The organism is Kineosporia babensis (assembly GCF_021129305.1).
Lineage (GTDB): Bacteria > Actinomycetota > Actinomycetes > Actinomycetales > Kineosporiaceae > Kineosporia > Kineosporia babensis.
Genome location: NZ_JAJOMB010000001.1, coordinates 787,162 through 800,538, shown reverse-complemented (window position 1 = coordinate 800,538; position 13,377 = coordinate 787,162). Strand labels below are relative to the sequence as shown.

Below are 13,377 nucleotides of genomic sequence, written 5' to 3'. Positions count from 1 at the left end.
TAGCGCTCTCCGCCAGCCCGGCCTCATCGCTGGATCGACCATCGCGAAGCTGCCCTTCAGATACGCCACCAGTTTCCGGATGCTCCACCGAGTGAACGGCAGGCCGAGTTTCTTGGGTCTGGTGGTGTCCCGTCGTGACGATGAACTGAGTGTCCTCGTCACTGATCAAGCGGGCGGCCTCTCGCCCGCCGAGGGTCTAGGCAGGCCAGCTCCCGATCCTTGAGATTCTGGATCAGCGTGGTCAGTCGAAACACCTGGCGTCACCGAGCAGTACCGGATCAGCCGGGACCTGGCCAACGCGCTCGGCGCTCACGTGATCGTCCTCAGCTTGCGGATGGTGTCCTCATCCGCCGTGACCAACCGGGCGATCGTCGGCACCGGTGTTCCGGAGGCTGAGGCCATGATCATCATGGCCCGGCGGACTCGGATCGTGCCGTGTTTGCCCCGCCGCACGATCTGCTGCAGCCGCCGTACTTCGTCCTCGGAAAGCTGCCTGGCCCTGACCGGCCCCGCCACGCTTCACCACCACGCCTTTCACACCTGCCTGAACCGTGAAAGGCCACCGTGATGGCCGCCAAGCCATCACGGTGGGACCGACTCCCGCGTGCTACAAAGCCGGGAAACGTATGTGGCCAACGCGCTAGCTCGATTAAGTGGCGCCGATACCCCTCCCATGGCACCAGGCTGAGCGAGAAGTATCGCGAGTTCTGGTGTGCAGAGAACGTCGATCAGAGGACAGGTCCAGGCGCCTCCAGCACCTTGGCTGCGACGTTCTGTCTCTAGGCCTACGACGTCAGAATTGGAAGCTTCGGATATCAACTTCAAGCCGTCGTGAAACTGTTCGAAGTCGACCGGGTCTTGGCGCACCTGGACGATATCGCTGGCCCGACTCATGGCCAGACGCAGTGGGACGAGGTGCAACGCTGCGCGGGACGAGCAACTAGATCACCGCCACGGATGTGTATGAATCTGCCACCGGGCCCTCAAGTTTTGCTGCGGACGTTGAAGCGCTCCCAGCTCTCGGCGAGGATCCGCCTGGCTGGAGCGGCGCCGATGCGATCAACTTCGCTCCGAAACACCGACTTCAGGTTTGAGTGTCATCGTCTACGCATCCCCACCACGGTGGCAGGTCGGTCAGACAGCCCGCCCTCGCCCGCCAACGATCGGAAGCGCTCGATATGAGTGATGTTGCCTATCGGCGCAGCCAGCCCAGACCCTTCTTGATGGCCGCCGTTCCACGTGAAACCACGAACGATGCCGGGTCATCGTCTATCGCCCGAGTCGCTAGTACAGCCATAGCAGACCATTCGGCGCGCGGGTCCTCAGGCGGGGGAGTCGGCGTCTGAGGACCTTGCGCTACAGGACCAAGTAGTAGATCTCTTCCTGGTTCAGCCAGGATGCGCGTACCGGCAGGTGAGGTGGAGGAGGGTAGCTGTGGACAGTTGCTCCGCATCCGCGCGATGGACTGGTTGCCTTGTGGAAGGCGCCCAACGATCCCGAACACCTGGCGAGCCGAGGCGTACGGTTGAGTGCCCACCACTTCGGCGCCCAAGTTCAGACGGCACGATCCCGGATTCGTCGGCAACCTGCCCGATCGCACGGGCCAAATGGACCTGGTGCCGGACCCCGTGGCCGAGGCGAGCAGGTCGATCGGGATGACCTACCGCCTACCGGCCATGGTGCCGCTCCGAATGTACGCAAACTTGGTACGCCGGATCCGTATCGGCCCAGCCGCCAGATCGGGCTGGGATCGGGCGGCTGGGCCTGGAGTGGGGCCTGCTCATCAGCTGACCACTTGCTCGTCCTTGCGAGAGATATTCCGTCCCAGCGGCGCTCGTAGAGATCCAGGACCCGGCCGGCCTTAAACGCGAAGTCGGGGTCGCGGAGGTGAATCCAGGATCGGTACAGCTACAACTTGATCGGGGCCATATTCAGGATCTCCGATCACCGTCGACGAACTTCGAGCCCCATGTCTGGGGCACGGGCACGCTCGAGGGTGATCGTGGCGTCGGGCCTTGTCTGGTGGCCGCAGCGGCCAGATCACCGGACGACAACCTGAGTGGTAGAGCCAGCCGAACTCGGCTGGCAAGGTGCAGGCCAAGGCTCCCGCCTCAACCTGTTCCAGACTGCTGATCCGGAGCGGACGGCCAGTCTGCTCAGATCCAGCTGCCTTCAGGATTGTGGTTTCACGGCAACTTTGAGCGTGAGTTGTGCAGCTAGGTGGCACGAACGTCGATCCACGGGGAGAACAAGAACCCTGACGAGCGTCGGCATCCTCCGGAAAACACCCAGCAGGGTGCACCGAAGGTGTCGTAGGAGACCGAGGTGTCCGAGCCGCTAGCGGGTGTGAGTTAGTAAAGCCGGCCTATGAAGTTCGAGTCCTAGATCGTGTCCCTGGCTGTGATGGGTGAGGAGACTTTCATGGCTGGTGGGATGTCGTGCCGGGCCCGGGCTGATAGACGGTGAAGTACTGATCCAGGTCACCGCTAGTCCTCTCCGCTGGTTCAGATGGGGATGTGTCCTTCGAGCTGGTGGAGGCACCACGGCCGCGTTGGCGGACCTGGACCGTAGATGCTGTTCCTCGGGGATGGCTGGGCCGAAGCCCACCGCGATGTGGAGATCGTGGATGAGACGGTCGGCATGCGCCGGAAGGGATCGAGGGCTGGACGCCTGCACACGATGATCGCGATCATCTCGGTGATGAGGATGAGGCAGGCCGGGTCGTGGTCGGGATCGAGACCAACCGGGGACCGTGGGTGCAAGCCTTGATCGCTGCCGGCGGCTATCAGGTGTTCGCGATCAACCCCTTTGCAGACGCCATTCCACAACGACCAGACATCTGCCCGCCTTACTATCATTACGCAGCACAGTCATTTAGTGACGCGCCGTACATTCGGGCTCGGCATCGTGGGTAATGTGATGCGGGCGTGATTGACTTGGGCGGACGCAAGCAGTGAGTACGCGTCCGCTTACCCGCTAGGGATGGCCGAACATTGCGGTGGGGATAGCGCAACCGGCCTGTGGATAAACCTGGGGATAGTCGCGGTCGGGCGTAGCTCTGTGGACAACTTGAAATCAGGCTCTGACCAGCGTGGATGAAGGCCTTGCCGGTCGTCGTCGCTTTCGAAAGTTATCCACAGTCATCCACAACTGGAGAAGCTGTGGATGACTCTCGCGATGACGTCTAGCGGGACACGATGACTCGAACTGAGTCGAGGAAGGGACGTTGGTGAGCGACTTGGGCTGGCCCTCGACAGCACTGAAGCGAATGGCAGACGGCCTGGGATGGCCCAAACGCAACCGCACATCCCCCTTGGTTTCCCGTGAAACATCGTCAGATGAAGCGCCCCCGTCCTCGGCCGCATCCCCCGATCAGCAGGATGCCCTGGAGCCAGCTCCCTTCGTTGGAGAGGACCGGACTTCCTCGGAACTGCCACGGAGCGAACCCCATGACGAGGCTTTCGGCGAAGTGGTTGAGCTGGGAGATCAGAGCGCTGAGTCGATTGCCATCTCTGATGGCGAGAATCGGGACAGGTCCGCTGATCAAGCTCGCTCAGCCCTTCGACAGGGCTTCGAGCCGACGACCCGAGCTGGCCGACGAAGAGCAGAATCGGCGAGGCAGGCGAAGGACTCCGCTCTTGGTGCTCTGGCTGAGAGAGCCGCGGCGGCGGCATCAGCAGGGAGCGGGGGAGTCGCGCCGCCAGCTTCGGACAGCGAATTCGTCACGCAGAACCGGCCGGAGCAAGGCCAGCATGTCATTGGGCCGGCTGGCGATCCGACGGCATCAGGAGTGGTCCGCCGAACAGGTCACCAACCCCCGATCGGTGGCTCTGCATCCAGTGGCTTCCCTCTTGAAGGTGGAGCAGCAGGACACTTGGGAAGGTCGATCGACCGTCCTCTTGGAGATTCTCGGACCGATGGCGAAGCTGGCCTCGAGACGGTCGACCGGGACGGGCCGAATCAAGAACGGGCTGCACGACCTGGCCCGGGGCATCCACCCGGCGGCGCTCAGCCAGATCGAGCAGTTTCCGAGGGCGCGCATGATGGCAGCCGTGCTGATCGGGAGCTGGCTGACCCTGGAGCAACCAGCATCAGTAGGCGCGGTCGCCACGGGAACGAGGGCGCAGCTGCCGCGCATCGCCGGGGTAATGGGGAGCGCGGCCCCTCTCGAGATACCCGACGCCCTGCGGCTGCACCCGCACCGCTATCTGATGACCTGCCTCGAAACGAGATGAGCCGGGCTAAGGCAGTGAGCGGCCAGCCTCGAAGCAGTTGGTCGGAGGATGGCCTGGCCCATGATGAACAGTCGGCAGGCGGCGAACCGTTATATGGCTCGGCAGGGTCTGAGCGAAGTGAGTTCGGCGAAGCGGCTCCGATCGGGGATGGAGCCGACCGAGGCACGTCGAGGACAGAAGACACGAGCCGGGTTGGTTGGAGGCATGGCGGTCGGGCCATAGGTGGTCGGGGTGCGGATGGCTGGGGCGCGGATGCTCAGGGCGAGGCCAGCTCAGCCCGGGTCGGCTCGGCTGGGTCTGGACACCGCAGCCTGAAGCGCGATGCGATCGATCAGCAAGAGGGAGAGCCTGGCCGTAGTGAAACGGATGGGCTCACAGCAAGCGAGGTTGGGTCTGGCCTGGGCGGCTTGAGCCGAGGCGTAGCCGAGCGAGAAGAACCTTGGCAGGCGCAAGGGGGAGACGCGAGCCAGAACGTCGCTGCGGAGAACAACCTCGTCCTCGGTGGAGTTGTCGGGGACACGGGCGAGGACAGCCACGATGTGACTGGCAGGGCTGCATCTGCCGGAGACAGCATCGACCAAGAGGTGACCGGACGAGGCAGCATCGGCCCAGGGCACCCCAACCTCAAGGCCCAGGCCTGGGCCGGCCGAGAGAGCGATGCTGACGAGAGTCTCAGCCCGGGCAGGTCTGCCGGGGGCGGCTCTGTTGGAGAAAGGGCTGAACAGGCCACGCCCGGACAAGACGAAGCCGGATCGGCCCTGCATGGAACGGCGCGAGACCTAGGCCCCCAAGAACTAGCTGCAAGCAGCAGCCTCGGCCAGAAGGCTGCCACGTGGAGCCCGGAAAGTGAGGCCACCCCGGAAGCAGTTGCCCTGCCTGTGGCCGAGCCTGATGGCACCAGCCGACCGGGATCAGAACAGGAAGCCACTAGCCAAGGCCAAGCCACAAGCGTCAGCGCAGCGACCAGCTCTGACCAGGGGCCTGGGTTGGTGGCTGGCCAAGGCGGAGCTGTGGCAACTGACAAGCCGACTGCCACAGCCAGCCAAGCAGTAACTGGCAAGGATGTGGCAGCCCCGGCCGCCACTGTCCGAGGCGATACCGACGGCCTCGAGGCCAGTACCGACAACCGCGTAGCCAGTACCAACGACCGCGGAACCAGGACCAGCAGCCCAGCAACGAGCCGCCGACCCGTCCGCCGAGCCAACTCTGTGCAAGATCTCGATGCGCGCTACGGCCTGGATTCACGTGAAACCAAGCCGACCGAACCCGATGGCGATCTACCGCTGGCAATCCCACGACCACAGTCCGTCGTCGACATCCGCGAAAGTGACGATCTTCCCCCGGCTCCACGCGATCGCTTCAGTACAGGGGGCGGAGTTTTCCCCCCGGAGGGATACGATCAGGGTGGTAATCCCATTGGAATTCCGGGTCAGCAGATCGTCACGCCAGACGTCGACAAGATCGTCGCAGCGTATGTGAGCAGGGCCCATAGCCAGAATGGTCCTCTGATCGATATGAACCGGGTCGAGCGGTACGACAACTCGCCGGCCAATGATCGCCAGTACGCAAGCGCCGAGGTCGGCGGCAGCCCGGCCGGGGCCCAGGAACAGGCCCCCAGCAACCCACCATCTGCAGAGGTTCGGATGTCAGCGAGCAACGAGCCCAGCACCTCGGACTCCGAGAGCGGATACTCGATGTCCGTCACCCGTCCTTGGCTGGGTGTGGAAACGACTCCTACCGGGCTGCGGCCGACCGCGCCGCGCCCCGCCGAGGCGCGTGAAGCAGGAGCCACCGCCGCCCCGGCCACCACCGACAGTCAGCCGCTGGTCGAGTCGATCTCGCTGCTGGACGACTCGACGCCCCTCGCCCTCGAGGTCGCCGAGGACACCCGTCGCCGGATCGCCCTCGCCGGCCGCCGCTTCCCGCGCCCCAAGCAGACCCGCGTGATCACGGTCTCGAACCAGAAGGGCGGCGTCGGCAAGACCACCACCACGGTCAACCTCGCCGCCGCCTTGGCCCAGGCCGGTCTGCGCGTGCTGGTGCTGGACATCGACCCGCAGGGCAATGCGTCCACCGCCCTCGGCATCGATCACCACGCCGAGGTCCCCAGCGTCTACGACGTCCTGGTCGACGGCATGCCGATCAAGGACGTCGTGCAGAAGTGCCCCGACGTCGACAACCTGTGGTGCGCCCCGGCGACGATCGACCTGGCCGGCGCCGAGATCGAACTGGTCTCGCTGGTCGCCCGGGAGTCGCGGCTGCAGAAGGCGGTCGCGGTCTACCTCGAGGAGCAGGAGGCGGGCCCGGGCCGGCTCGACTACATCCTGATCGACTGCCCGCCCAGCCTGGGCCTGCTCACGGTCAACGCCTTCGTCGCCGCGCAGGAGGTGCTGATCCCGATCCAGTGCGAGTACTACGCGCTGGAGGGCCTGTCCCAGCTGCTGCGCAACGTGGACCTGATCAAGGGGCACCTCAACCCGCAGCTGCACGTCTCGACGATTCTGCTGACCATGTACGACGGGCGTACCCGCCTGTCGTCGCAGGTTGCCGACGAGGTTCGGGCACACTTCACCACCGAGGTACTCAAGACCACCGTTCCGCGCTCGGTCCGGATCTCCGAGGCACCCAGCCACGGCCAGACCGTGATGACGTACGACCCGGCCTCGAGCGGGGCGCTCTCCTACCTGGAGGCCGCCCGCGAACTGGCCGAGCAGGTGCTCGACGAAAGCGAACGCGAACAGCAGGGCGAGAACACGGGGGACCGGTCGTGACGAGGTGCTCCCAGACGGGGCAGACGGGGCACACCGACCGGGCGTGAACGAACGACGCCGGTGCTCACGGACCACTCACACTCGAGCGGTCCGTGGCCACCTGCGTCGGACAGATCAGAGAACTGCAGCGCGACCAGGTTGCGCCGTACGGGTGATCCCGCGGCCGGCATGTCTGCGCTCGAGCACTGAGAACGCTCGGAACCAGCAGTCGTAACGGGGAACCCAACCAGGCCAACCGGCGCAAGCACGTGGCAGAGCGGAAACACCATGCGTAGTGAAGAGGAGCAGGCGTGAGCGACAAGCGTAGGGGCTTGGGGCGGGGCCTCGGTGCGCTGATCCCGCCGCCTCCGGCAGCCCGGCCCGCCGGAGACCGTCCGGTCGACGGCGTCTTCTTCAACGACCGTCAGGACAGCGAAGCACCGCCCGACGTGGACAAGATCTCGGTCGAGACCACCGACGCTCCCGAGAAGACCGGCGCCAAGCCCGGCGAGGCGGCGAAGCCGGAGCTCTCCGTGTCCGGCACCGAGAAGAAGGGCAAGGCGGCCAAGGCGGAGGCCAAGGCCCCCGAACTGGTGCCTGTGCCCGGCGCCTACTTCACCGAACTGCCGGTCGGCGACATCATGCCGAACACCCGCCAGCCGCGGTCGGTGTTCGACGAAGAGGCGATGGCCGAGCTGGTGCACTCGGTCAAGGAGATCGGTGTCCTGCAGCCGATCGTGGTGCGCTCGGTGCCCGGTGGTGGCTCCGGCGACACCGCGCCCTTCGAGCTGATCATGGGCGAGCGTCGGTGGCGGGCCAGCAAGGAAGCCGGGCTCGCGCACATCCCGGCGATCGTCCGGGACACCAACGACGACGACATGCTGCGCGACGCGCTGCTCGAGAACCTGCACCGCAGCGAGCTGAACCCGCTGGAAGAGGCGGCGGCCTACCAGCAGCTGCTCGACGACTTCGGCTGCACGCACGAGGTCCTCGCCACCCGGATCGGCCGTTCCCGGCCGCAGATCAGCAACACCATCCGGCTGTTGCGTCTGCCGCCGCAGGTGCAGCGCCGGGTTGCGGCCGGGGTGCTCTCGGCCGGTCACGCCCGGGCGTTGCTGGGCCTCGAGAACGCTGACGCGATGGACAGCCTGGCGCAGCGGATCGTCGAAGAAGGCCTGTCGGTGCGCTCCACCGAAGAGGCGGTGGCGATCAGCGAGCCGGCGGATTCGTCGAAGGCCAGCTCGCGGCGTAAGCCCCGGGCCGGCGGGCGCAACGTCGAGCTGGATGATCTGGCCACCCGGCTGGGCGACCAGCTGGACACCCGGGTCAAGATCTCGCTCGGCGCGTCCCGCGGCAAGCTGAGCGTGGACTTCGCCAGCGTGGAGGATCTGAACCGGATCCTCGACATCCTGGCGCCGGAGCTGCGTAAGGCGTTCCAGAACGGCCAATAGAACCAGATCACCAACTAAGGACGCCCGCCAGCCCAAACGCTGGCGGGCGTCCTTAGTTGTGTGGAAGGGAGCTCAGACCAAAGCCCGCTCGACCAGTTGCCGGTACACCGTGGGAGCCGACAGGCCGGCTGCCTCGATCGAAAGTGGCAGCAGGGAGGTCTCGGTCATCCCCGGAGCCACGTTGACCTCCAGGAACCAGGGTTCGCCGGACTCGTCCACGATCAGATCGGTGCGGGAGACGTGCCGGAGCCCGAAGGCATTGTGCGCGGTGAGTGCCGCTGCCTTCACCGCCTCCAGCGCCGGCGCAGAAAGCCTGGCCGGGCAGAAGAACTCGGAGGCGCCGGCGATGTAGCGGGCGTCGTAGTCGTAGAACCCGGAGTCCGGCACAATCTCTACCGGGGGTAGCGCGACCGGCCCGGAGCCGGTGTCCAGCACCGTGACCGCAACCTCCACCCCGGAGACGCGCTGCTCGACCATGGCCACATCACCGTAGGCGAAGCAGTCGACCATCGCGCGGGGCAGCCCGGCCGTATCGCGCACCGCTGAGGCGCCCAGAGCCGAGCCTCCGCGAGCGGGCTTGACCACCAGGGGAAGTCCCAGCTTCTCCACGATCGAGCCGAGCACCCGATTCGCGCCGAGCTCGCGGAAAATGCCGTGGGGAAGGGCGACGAACCGAGGCGTGGCGAGTTTGGCCTCCTGGACGATGCCTTTGGCCACGGACTTGTCCCAGGACAAGCGGCAGGCGGCGGGGGCGGACCCCACGTAAGGCACCCCGACCAGTTCCAGCACATCACGCACGGCGCCGTCCTCGCCGCTGACCCCGTGCAACAGCGGCCACACCACGTCGATCTGTCCCGACCGCAGCGTGTCCAGCAACTGGTCGTCGACATCCGTGACGGTGACCTGGCACCCGGCTTCACGCAGGGCCTCGGCAACTCGGCGGCCTGACCGCAGCGACACCTCCCGCTCGTGCGAGAGGCCTCCCGCCAGGATCAGAACCCGCGGCGACAACATGGTGTTCATACCTCCGTCAGCAACAACAAAGAATCAGCTCAGGTCTGGGCCGGGCGAGTCAACGGAAGACCCCGCCCGCTGCCCGCTACCGGGGGTACCGAAAGTCTCCTGGACGTCGAGTTCTTCGTCGATCACGGAGGCCAGCCGACGTACCCCCTCGCGGATGCGTTCCGGGGAGGGGTAGCAGTACGACAGGCGCATGTGGTCGCGGCCCTGGTCGTCGGCGTAGAAGGCGGTACCGGGGACGAACGCCACCCGGGCGGTCACCGCACGCGGCAGCATGGCTTTGGTGTCCAGGCCGTCGGGGACCTTTACCCAGACGTAGAAGCCACCCTGGGGGTTGGTCCAGCTCGACGTCGGCAGCATGTCGCTCAGGGACTGCAGCATCGCGTCCCGCCGCTCGCGGTAGAGCTCGCGGAACAGCCCCACCTGGTGCTTCCAGTCGTGTTCGGCCAGGTACGAGGTGACCGCCATCTGACTGAACGAACTCGGGCACAGGATGGCCGATTCGCTGGCCAGCACCAGCTTCTCGCGTACGGCGTGCGGCGCCACGGCCCAGCCCACCCGGAAGCCCGGGGCGAAGGTCTTGGAGAACGAACCCAGGTAGATGACGCCTTCGGGGTCGTGTGAGTGCAGGGCAGGCAGCGGGTCGCCGTCGAAGCCGAGCAGACCGTACGGGTCGTCCTCGAGGATCAGAACCCCGAACCGGCGGGCGATCTCGACAATTTGAGGACGTCGGTGGGCGGCCAGCGTGACGCCCCCGGGATTGTGGTGGTTGGGAACCGTGTACAGCAGCTTGACCTTGCGTCCGGCCCGCTTCAGCCGGATCAGCGTGTCCGAAAGGGCTTCCGGGATCAGGCCTTCGGAGTCCATCGGGACGTGCACCACGTCGGCCTGGTAGGAGCGGAACACGCCGAGCGCGCCGACGTAGCTCGGGGCCTCGGCCAGCACCACGTCGCCCGGGTCGACGAAGATCCGGGTGACCAGGTCGAGGGCCTGCTGCGAGCCGGTGGTCACGACGATGTCGTCGGGGTGGGCGCTGACCCGGTTCGGTGCCATCACGTCGAGGATGCGCCGGCGCAGTTCCGGATCGCCCTGGCCGGAGCCGTACTGCAGGGCCACCGGGCCGTTCTGGGCGACCAGGTTGGCCAGCGAGCGGCCGACCACGTCCATCGGCAGGGCGGCGAGGTTGGGCATGCCCCCGGCCAGGGAGACCACCTCGGGCCGGCTGGCCACGGCGAACAGTGCCCTGATCTCGGACGCCGTCATCCCGCGGGTGCGGGCTGCGTACGAGCCGAGCCACTGGTCGAGCCGGGAGCCCACGTTGCCCTCACTCATCGTGCATGACCTACCTTCACCGCTCGCGTCTTGGTCAGACGTGTAAGACCATCAGGTGGGCTCTCACTTGTCCATGCTGTTACGTTCAGTAACGGGAAAGTAACTGCATGACGTATTCACGGGATACGCCTGTGAGGCCTACGATCTTTTCCGGTCGACATATTGTCGCGACCGGTCCCTGACCGACCTGACCAGTTCCGATCACCGCCGCAGGAGCCATTGGATGAGCCGGAGGCTCGCACCGCTCACGCTGGACAATCTCTCGGACCTTCCGAGTACGTGCCGGCGTTGTGTCACCTGGGAACTCGACCCGCTGGCGGCGAAACAGGCCCGGCAGGCCGGGGACACCGGGTTCGAGAAGGAGGCGTGGATCTCCGGGACGCTGCTGGAGTGGGGGTCGTGCGGCCGGGTCGCCTACGTGGACGATCAGCCCGCCGGTTTCGTCACCTACGCCCCGCCGGCCCTGGTGCCGCGAGCCCTGGAGTTCCCGACATCCCCGGTGAGCGGGGACGCCGTACTGCTGATGACGGCGCGGGTACTGCCCCAGTTCGCCGGCGCCGGCCTGGCCCGGATGCTGCTGCAGGCCACCGCCAAAGACCTCAGCCGACGCGGGGTACGGGCGCTGGAAGCGTTCGGGCTGACCGCCGGGGGCGGGATGTCGGCCGACCCCAGGCACGAGGACAAGGAGCAGGCGTCGTGTCTCGTGCCGGCCGATCTGCTCACCGCGGTCGGCTTCAAGACGGTACGTCAGCACCATCGCTTCCCCCGGCTGCGGCTTGAGCTCAAGACGGCGATCTCGTGGCGGGAGGACGTCGAGCTGGCCCTGGAGCAGATTCTCGGAACGGTTCGTCTCCCCGCGCTTTCCGGCACCAGCATCGCCAGGTAAGCCACAGACGTCCCCAAGCAAGAGAGCCCCTCACCGCAATGGTGAGGGGCCCCCGTAAGAAGCACTCAGCGCTGTCGCGCGAAAGCTTGTACGTCGCTGAGTTTCAGCGTGCCGGTGTCGGCATCGTTCTCCGCCAGGTAGAGCCGCTGCACGGCGAACAGCATCGCCTCCGCCACCTGGGCGCGGAAATCCGCGTCCCCCAGATGCCCGGCATCCTGCGGGCTGGTCAGGTACCCCAGCGCCAGAATCACGGCAGGCATGCGAGTCAGCCGTACCGGGTCGTACGAGCAGGGGTGGCTGCGGCAGTCCAGCAGCGCCGTGCGGGCCGTGATCTCCCGCTGCATCAGCTGCGCCAGGCGCTGGCCGACCTCGGAGTGCTGCCCGACCCGTCCGCCACCCCAGTAGTACGTGGCCACGCCCGAGGCCACGGGGTTGTGATGCCGTTCGGTGGTCAGGCTGATCACCAGATCGGCGCTCTCGGACTCGGCCAGGGCGGCCCGGTCCTCGGCGCTGATGTCCTGGTCGGGCTCGCGTGTCAGGCGCACCCGGGCACCCACGGCGGAGAGCCGATCGGCCAGGCGTAGCGCGACGTCGTACGCCACGGCGGCCTCGGTCACCCCGTCCACTCCCGGCGTACGGTCGGAGCCCGGGTCGAGCACCACGGTTTTCCCGGCCAGGCTGACGCCCGCCATGGCTACCGATCCGCGCGAGCGCAGCGCCCAGGCGTCTCCGCCGGAGACCGAACGCCCCAGGGCGCCAAGAGCGGTGAACGTAGGACGCCCGCAGATACCGTCTGCGGGCAGCCCCAGGCCACGCTGCAGCTCGCGGAGCGAAGACTCGGTGGCGGGGCCGAAGATGCCGTCTACCGGGCCGGCGTGCATACCTAGGACGACCATCCGCTCCTGGAGCGCCGACACGTCGTCTCCACGCATCCAGTGGCCGGCCGTGAGCAGCAACGTCCGGTCACCCAGCCGCCAGCGGGCACCGTCCAGAGCCAGCGCAGTCTGCGGACCGACAATCCCGTCGGCCACCAGTCCGCGGTCCTGCTGGAAACCACGTACGGCAGCGTCCAGGCCGGGGTCGAAGTGGGATTCCTGGTCGGTACTGGCACCGGGCAACAGGGCTCCGGCGCGAATGAGCAGCGCCCGCAGCACCGGGACGAGGTCCCCGGTGTCACCCAGACGCAGCGGACGGCCCGCCCCGGCCCGGCCCATCAGCGTGGGCAGGTCCGGAGCGGCCGAGGGATGGCGGGGGGAAGAACTCACCATCGGGAGGCGGATCAGTTCAGGAAGTCGGCCAGTTCGCGGAGCAGGATCGGCTTCGGCTTCGCCCCGATGATCGACTTCACCAGCTCCCCGCCCTGGTACACGTTCAGCGTCGGGATCGAGGTGATGCCGTAGGACGAGGCCACCTTGGGGTTCTCGTCGGTGTTCACCTTCACCACGGTGATCTCCGGGTGCGCCGCGGCGATCTCGGCCAGGACCGGGGCCACCTGCAGGCACGGGCCGCACCACGGGGCCCAGAAGTCGACCAGCACCGGCTTGTCGGACTTCAGCACCTCGGCATCGAACGTCGCGTCCGTCACGGCCTTGGGTGCGTTCGTCGTGTCAGCCATTGGTTCTCCTCGAAAGTGGCGGGCGGTCAAGCAATTTCAGCAGTATCAGGTCCGTGGCGAAGCGACGGCCCGGACGATGATGCCCCAG

Annotated in this window: 8 protein-coding genes and 1 pseudogene; 4 read left to right on the top strand and 5 right to left on the bottom strand. The window is 66.6% G+C overall.

Annotated elements, in window-relative coordinates; genetic code table 11:
• Positions 1–330: 330 nt before the first annotated feature.
• Positions 331–516, bottom strand: a pseudogene (locus LR394_RS03545) (IS630 family transposase); the annotation flags it as partial.
• Between the two features lie 3,401 nt (positions 517–3,917).
• Between LR394_RS03545 and LR394_RS03540 the strand changes: the two are divergent.
• From LR394_RS03540 to LR394_RS03530, 3 genes are all read left to right on the top strand, one after another.
• Positions 3,918–4,235: a hypothetical protein gene (locus LR394_RS03540; RefSeq protein WP_231438865.1), complete on the top strand. Its 318-nt coding sequence runs from the start codon at positions 3,918–3,920 to the stop codon at positions 4,233–4,235.
• 1,514 nt (positions 4,236–5,749) lie between these two features.
• Positions 5,750–7,006 carry a ParA family protein gene (locus LR394_RS03535; RefSeq protein ID WP_331283038.1) on the top strand — a complete coding sequence of 419 codons (1,257 nt, stop codon included), beginning with the start codon at positions 5,750–5,752 and terminating at the stop codon, positions 7,004–7,006.
• 290 nt (positions 7,007–7,296) lie between these two features.
• Positions 7,297–8,436 (top strand): ParB/RepB/Spo0J family partition protein, encoded by a 1,140-nt coding sequence (locus tag LR394_RS03530; protein WP_231438864.1) that lies wholly within the window; start codon positions 7,297–7,299, stop codon positions 8,434–8,436.
• A 72-nt stretch (positions 8,437–8,508) separates the two neighbouring features.
• Here LR394_RS03530 and LR394_RS03525 read toward each other — a convergent pair whose 3' ends face one another.
• On the bottom strand, positions 8,509–9,459 hold the full coding sequence (locus LR394_RS03525; RefSeq protein WP_231438863.1) for a D-alanine--D-alanine ligase family protein: 951 nt from the start codon (positions 9,457–9,459) through the stop codon (positions 8,509–8,511).
• A gap of 24 nt (positions 9,460–9,483) precedes the next feature.
• On the bottom strand, positions 9,484–10,788 hold the full coding sequence (locus tag LR394_RS03520) for an aminotransferase-like domain-containing protein (RefSeq protein WP_231438862.1): 1,305 nt from the start codon (positions 10,786–10,788) through the stop codon (positions 9,484–9,486).
• Between the two features lie 223 nt (positions 10,789–11,011).
• On the opposite strand from LR394_RS03520, the gene LR394_RS03515 reads away from it, so the two are divergent.
• Positions 11,012–11,674: a GNAT family N-acetyltransferase gene (locus LR394_RS03515; RefSeq protein ID WP_231438861.1), complete on the top strand. Its 663-nt coding sequence runs from the start codon at positions 11,012–11,014 to the stop codon at positions 11,672–11,674.
• Between the two features lie 65 nt (positions 11,675–11,739).
• Here LR394_RS03515 and LR394_RS03510 read toward each other — a convergent pair whose 3' ends face one another.
• Positions 11,740–12,939, bottom strand: coding sequence for an N-acetylmuramoyl-L-alanine amidase (locus LR394_RS03510; protein WP_231438860.1), 1,200 nt, complete (start codon positions 12,937–12,939; stop codon positions 11,740–11,742).
• Between the two features lie 14 nt (positions 12,940–12,953).
• Complete coding sequence (trxA, locus tag LR394_RS03505) at positions 12,954–13,289, bottom strand: thioredoxin (RefSeq protein WP_231438859.1); 336 nt, start codon at positions 13,287–13,289, stop codon at positions 12,954–12,956.
• Between the last annotated feature and the right edge of the window lie 88 nt (positions 13,290–13,377).

Excerpts from the sequence above, each read along its gene's own strand:
- LR394_RS03540 (WP_231438865.1), top strand. The coding sequence starts at position 3,918 with ATGGCGAAGCTGGCCTCGAGACGGTCGACCGGGACGGGCCGAATCAAG.
- LR394_RS03535 (WP_331283038.1), top strand. The coding sequence starts at position 5,750 with ATGAACCGGGTCGAGCGGTACGACAACTCGCCGGCCAATGATCGCCAG.
- LR394_RS03525 (WP_231438863.1), bottom strand. The coding sequence starts at position 9,459 with ATGAACACCATGTTGTCGCCGCGGGTTCTGATCCTGGCGGGAGGCCTC.
- LR394_RS03520 (WP_231438862.1), bottom strand. The coding sequence starts at position 10,788 with ATGAGTGAGGGCAACGTGGGCTCCCGGCTCGACCAGTGGCTCGGCTCG.
- LR394_RS03515 (WP_231438861.1), top strand. The coding sequence starts at position 11,012 with ATGAGCCGGAGGCTCGCACCGCTCACGCTGGACAATCTCTCGGACCTT.
- trxA (WP_231438859.1), bottom strand. The coding sequence starts at position 13,289 with ATGGCTGACACGACGAACGCACCCAAGGCCGTGACGGACGCGACGTTC.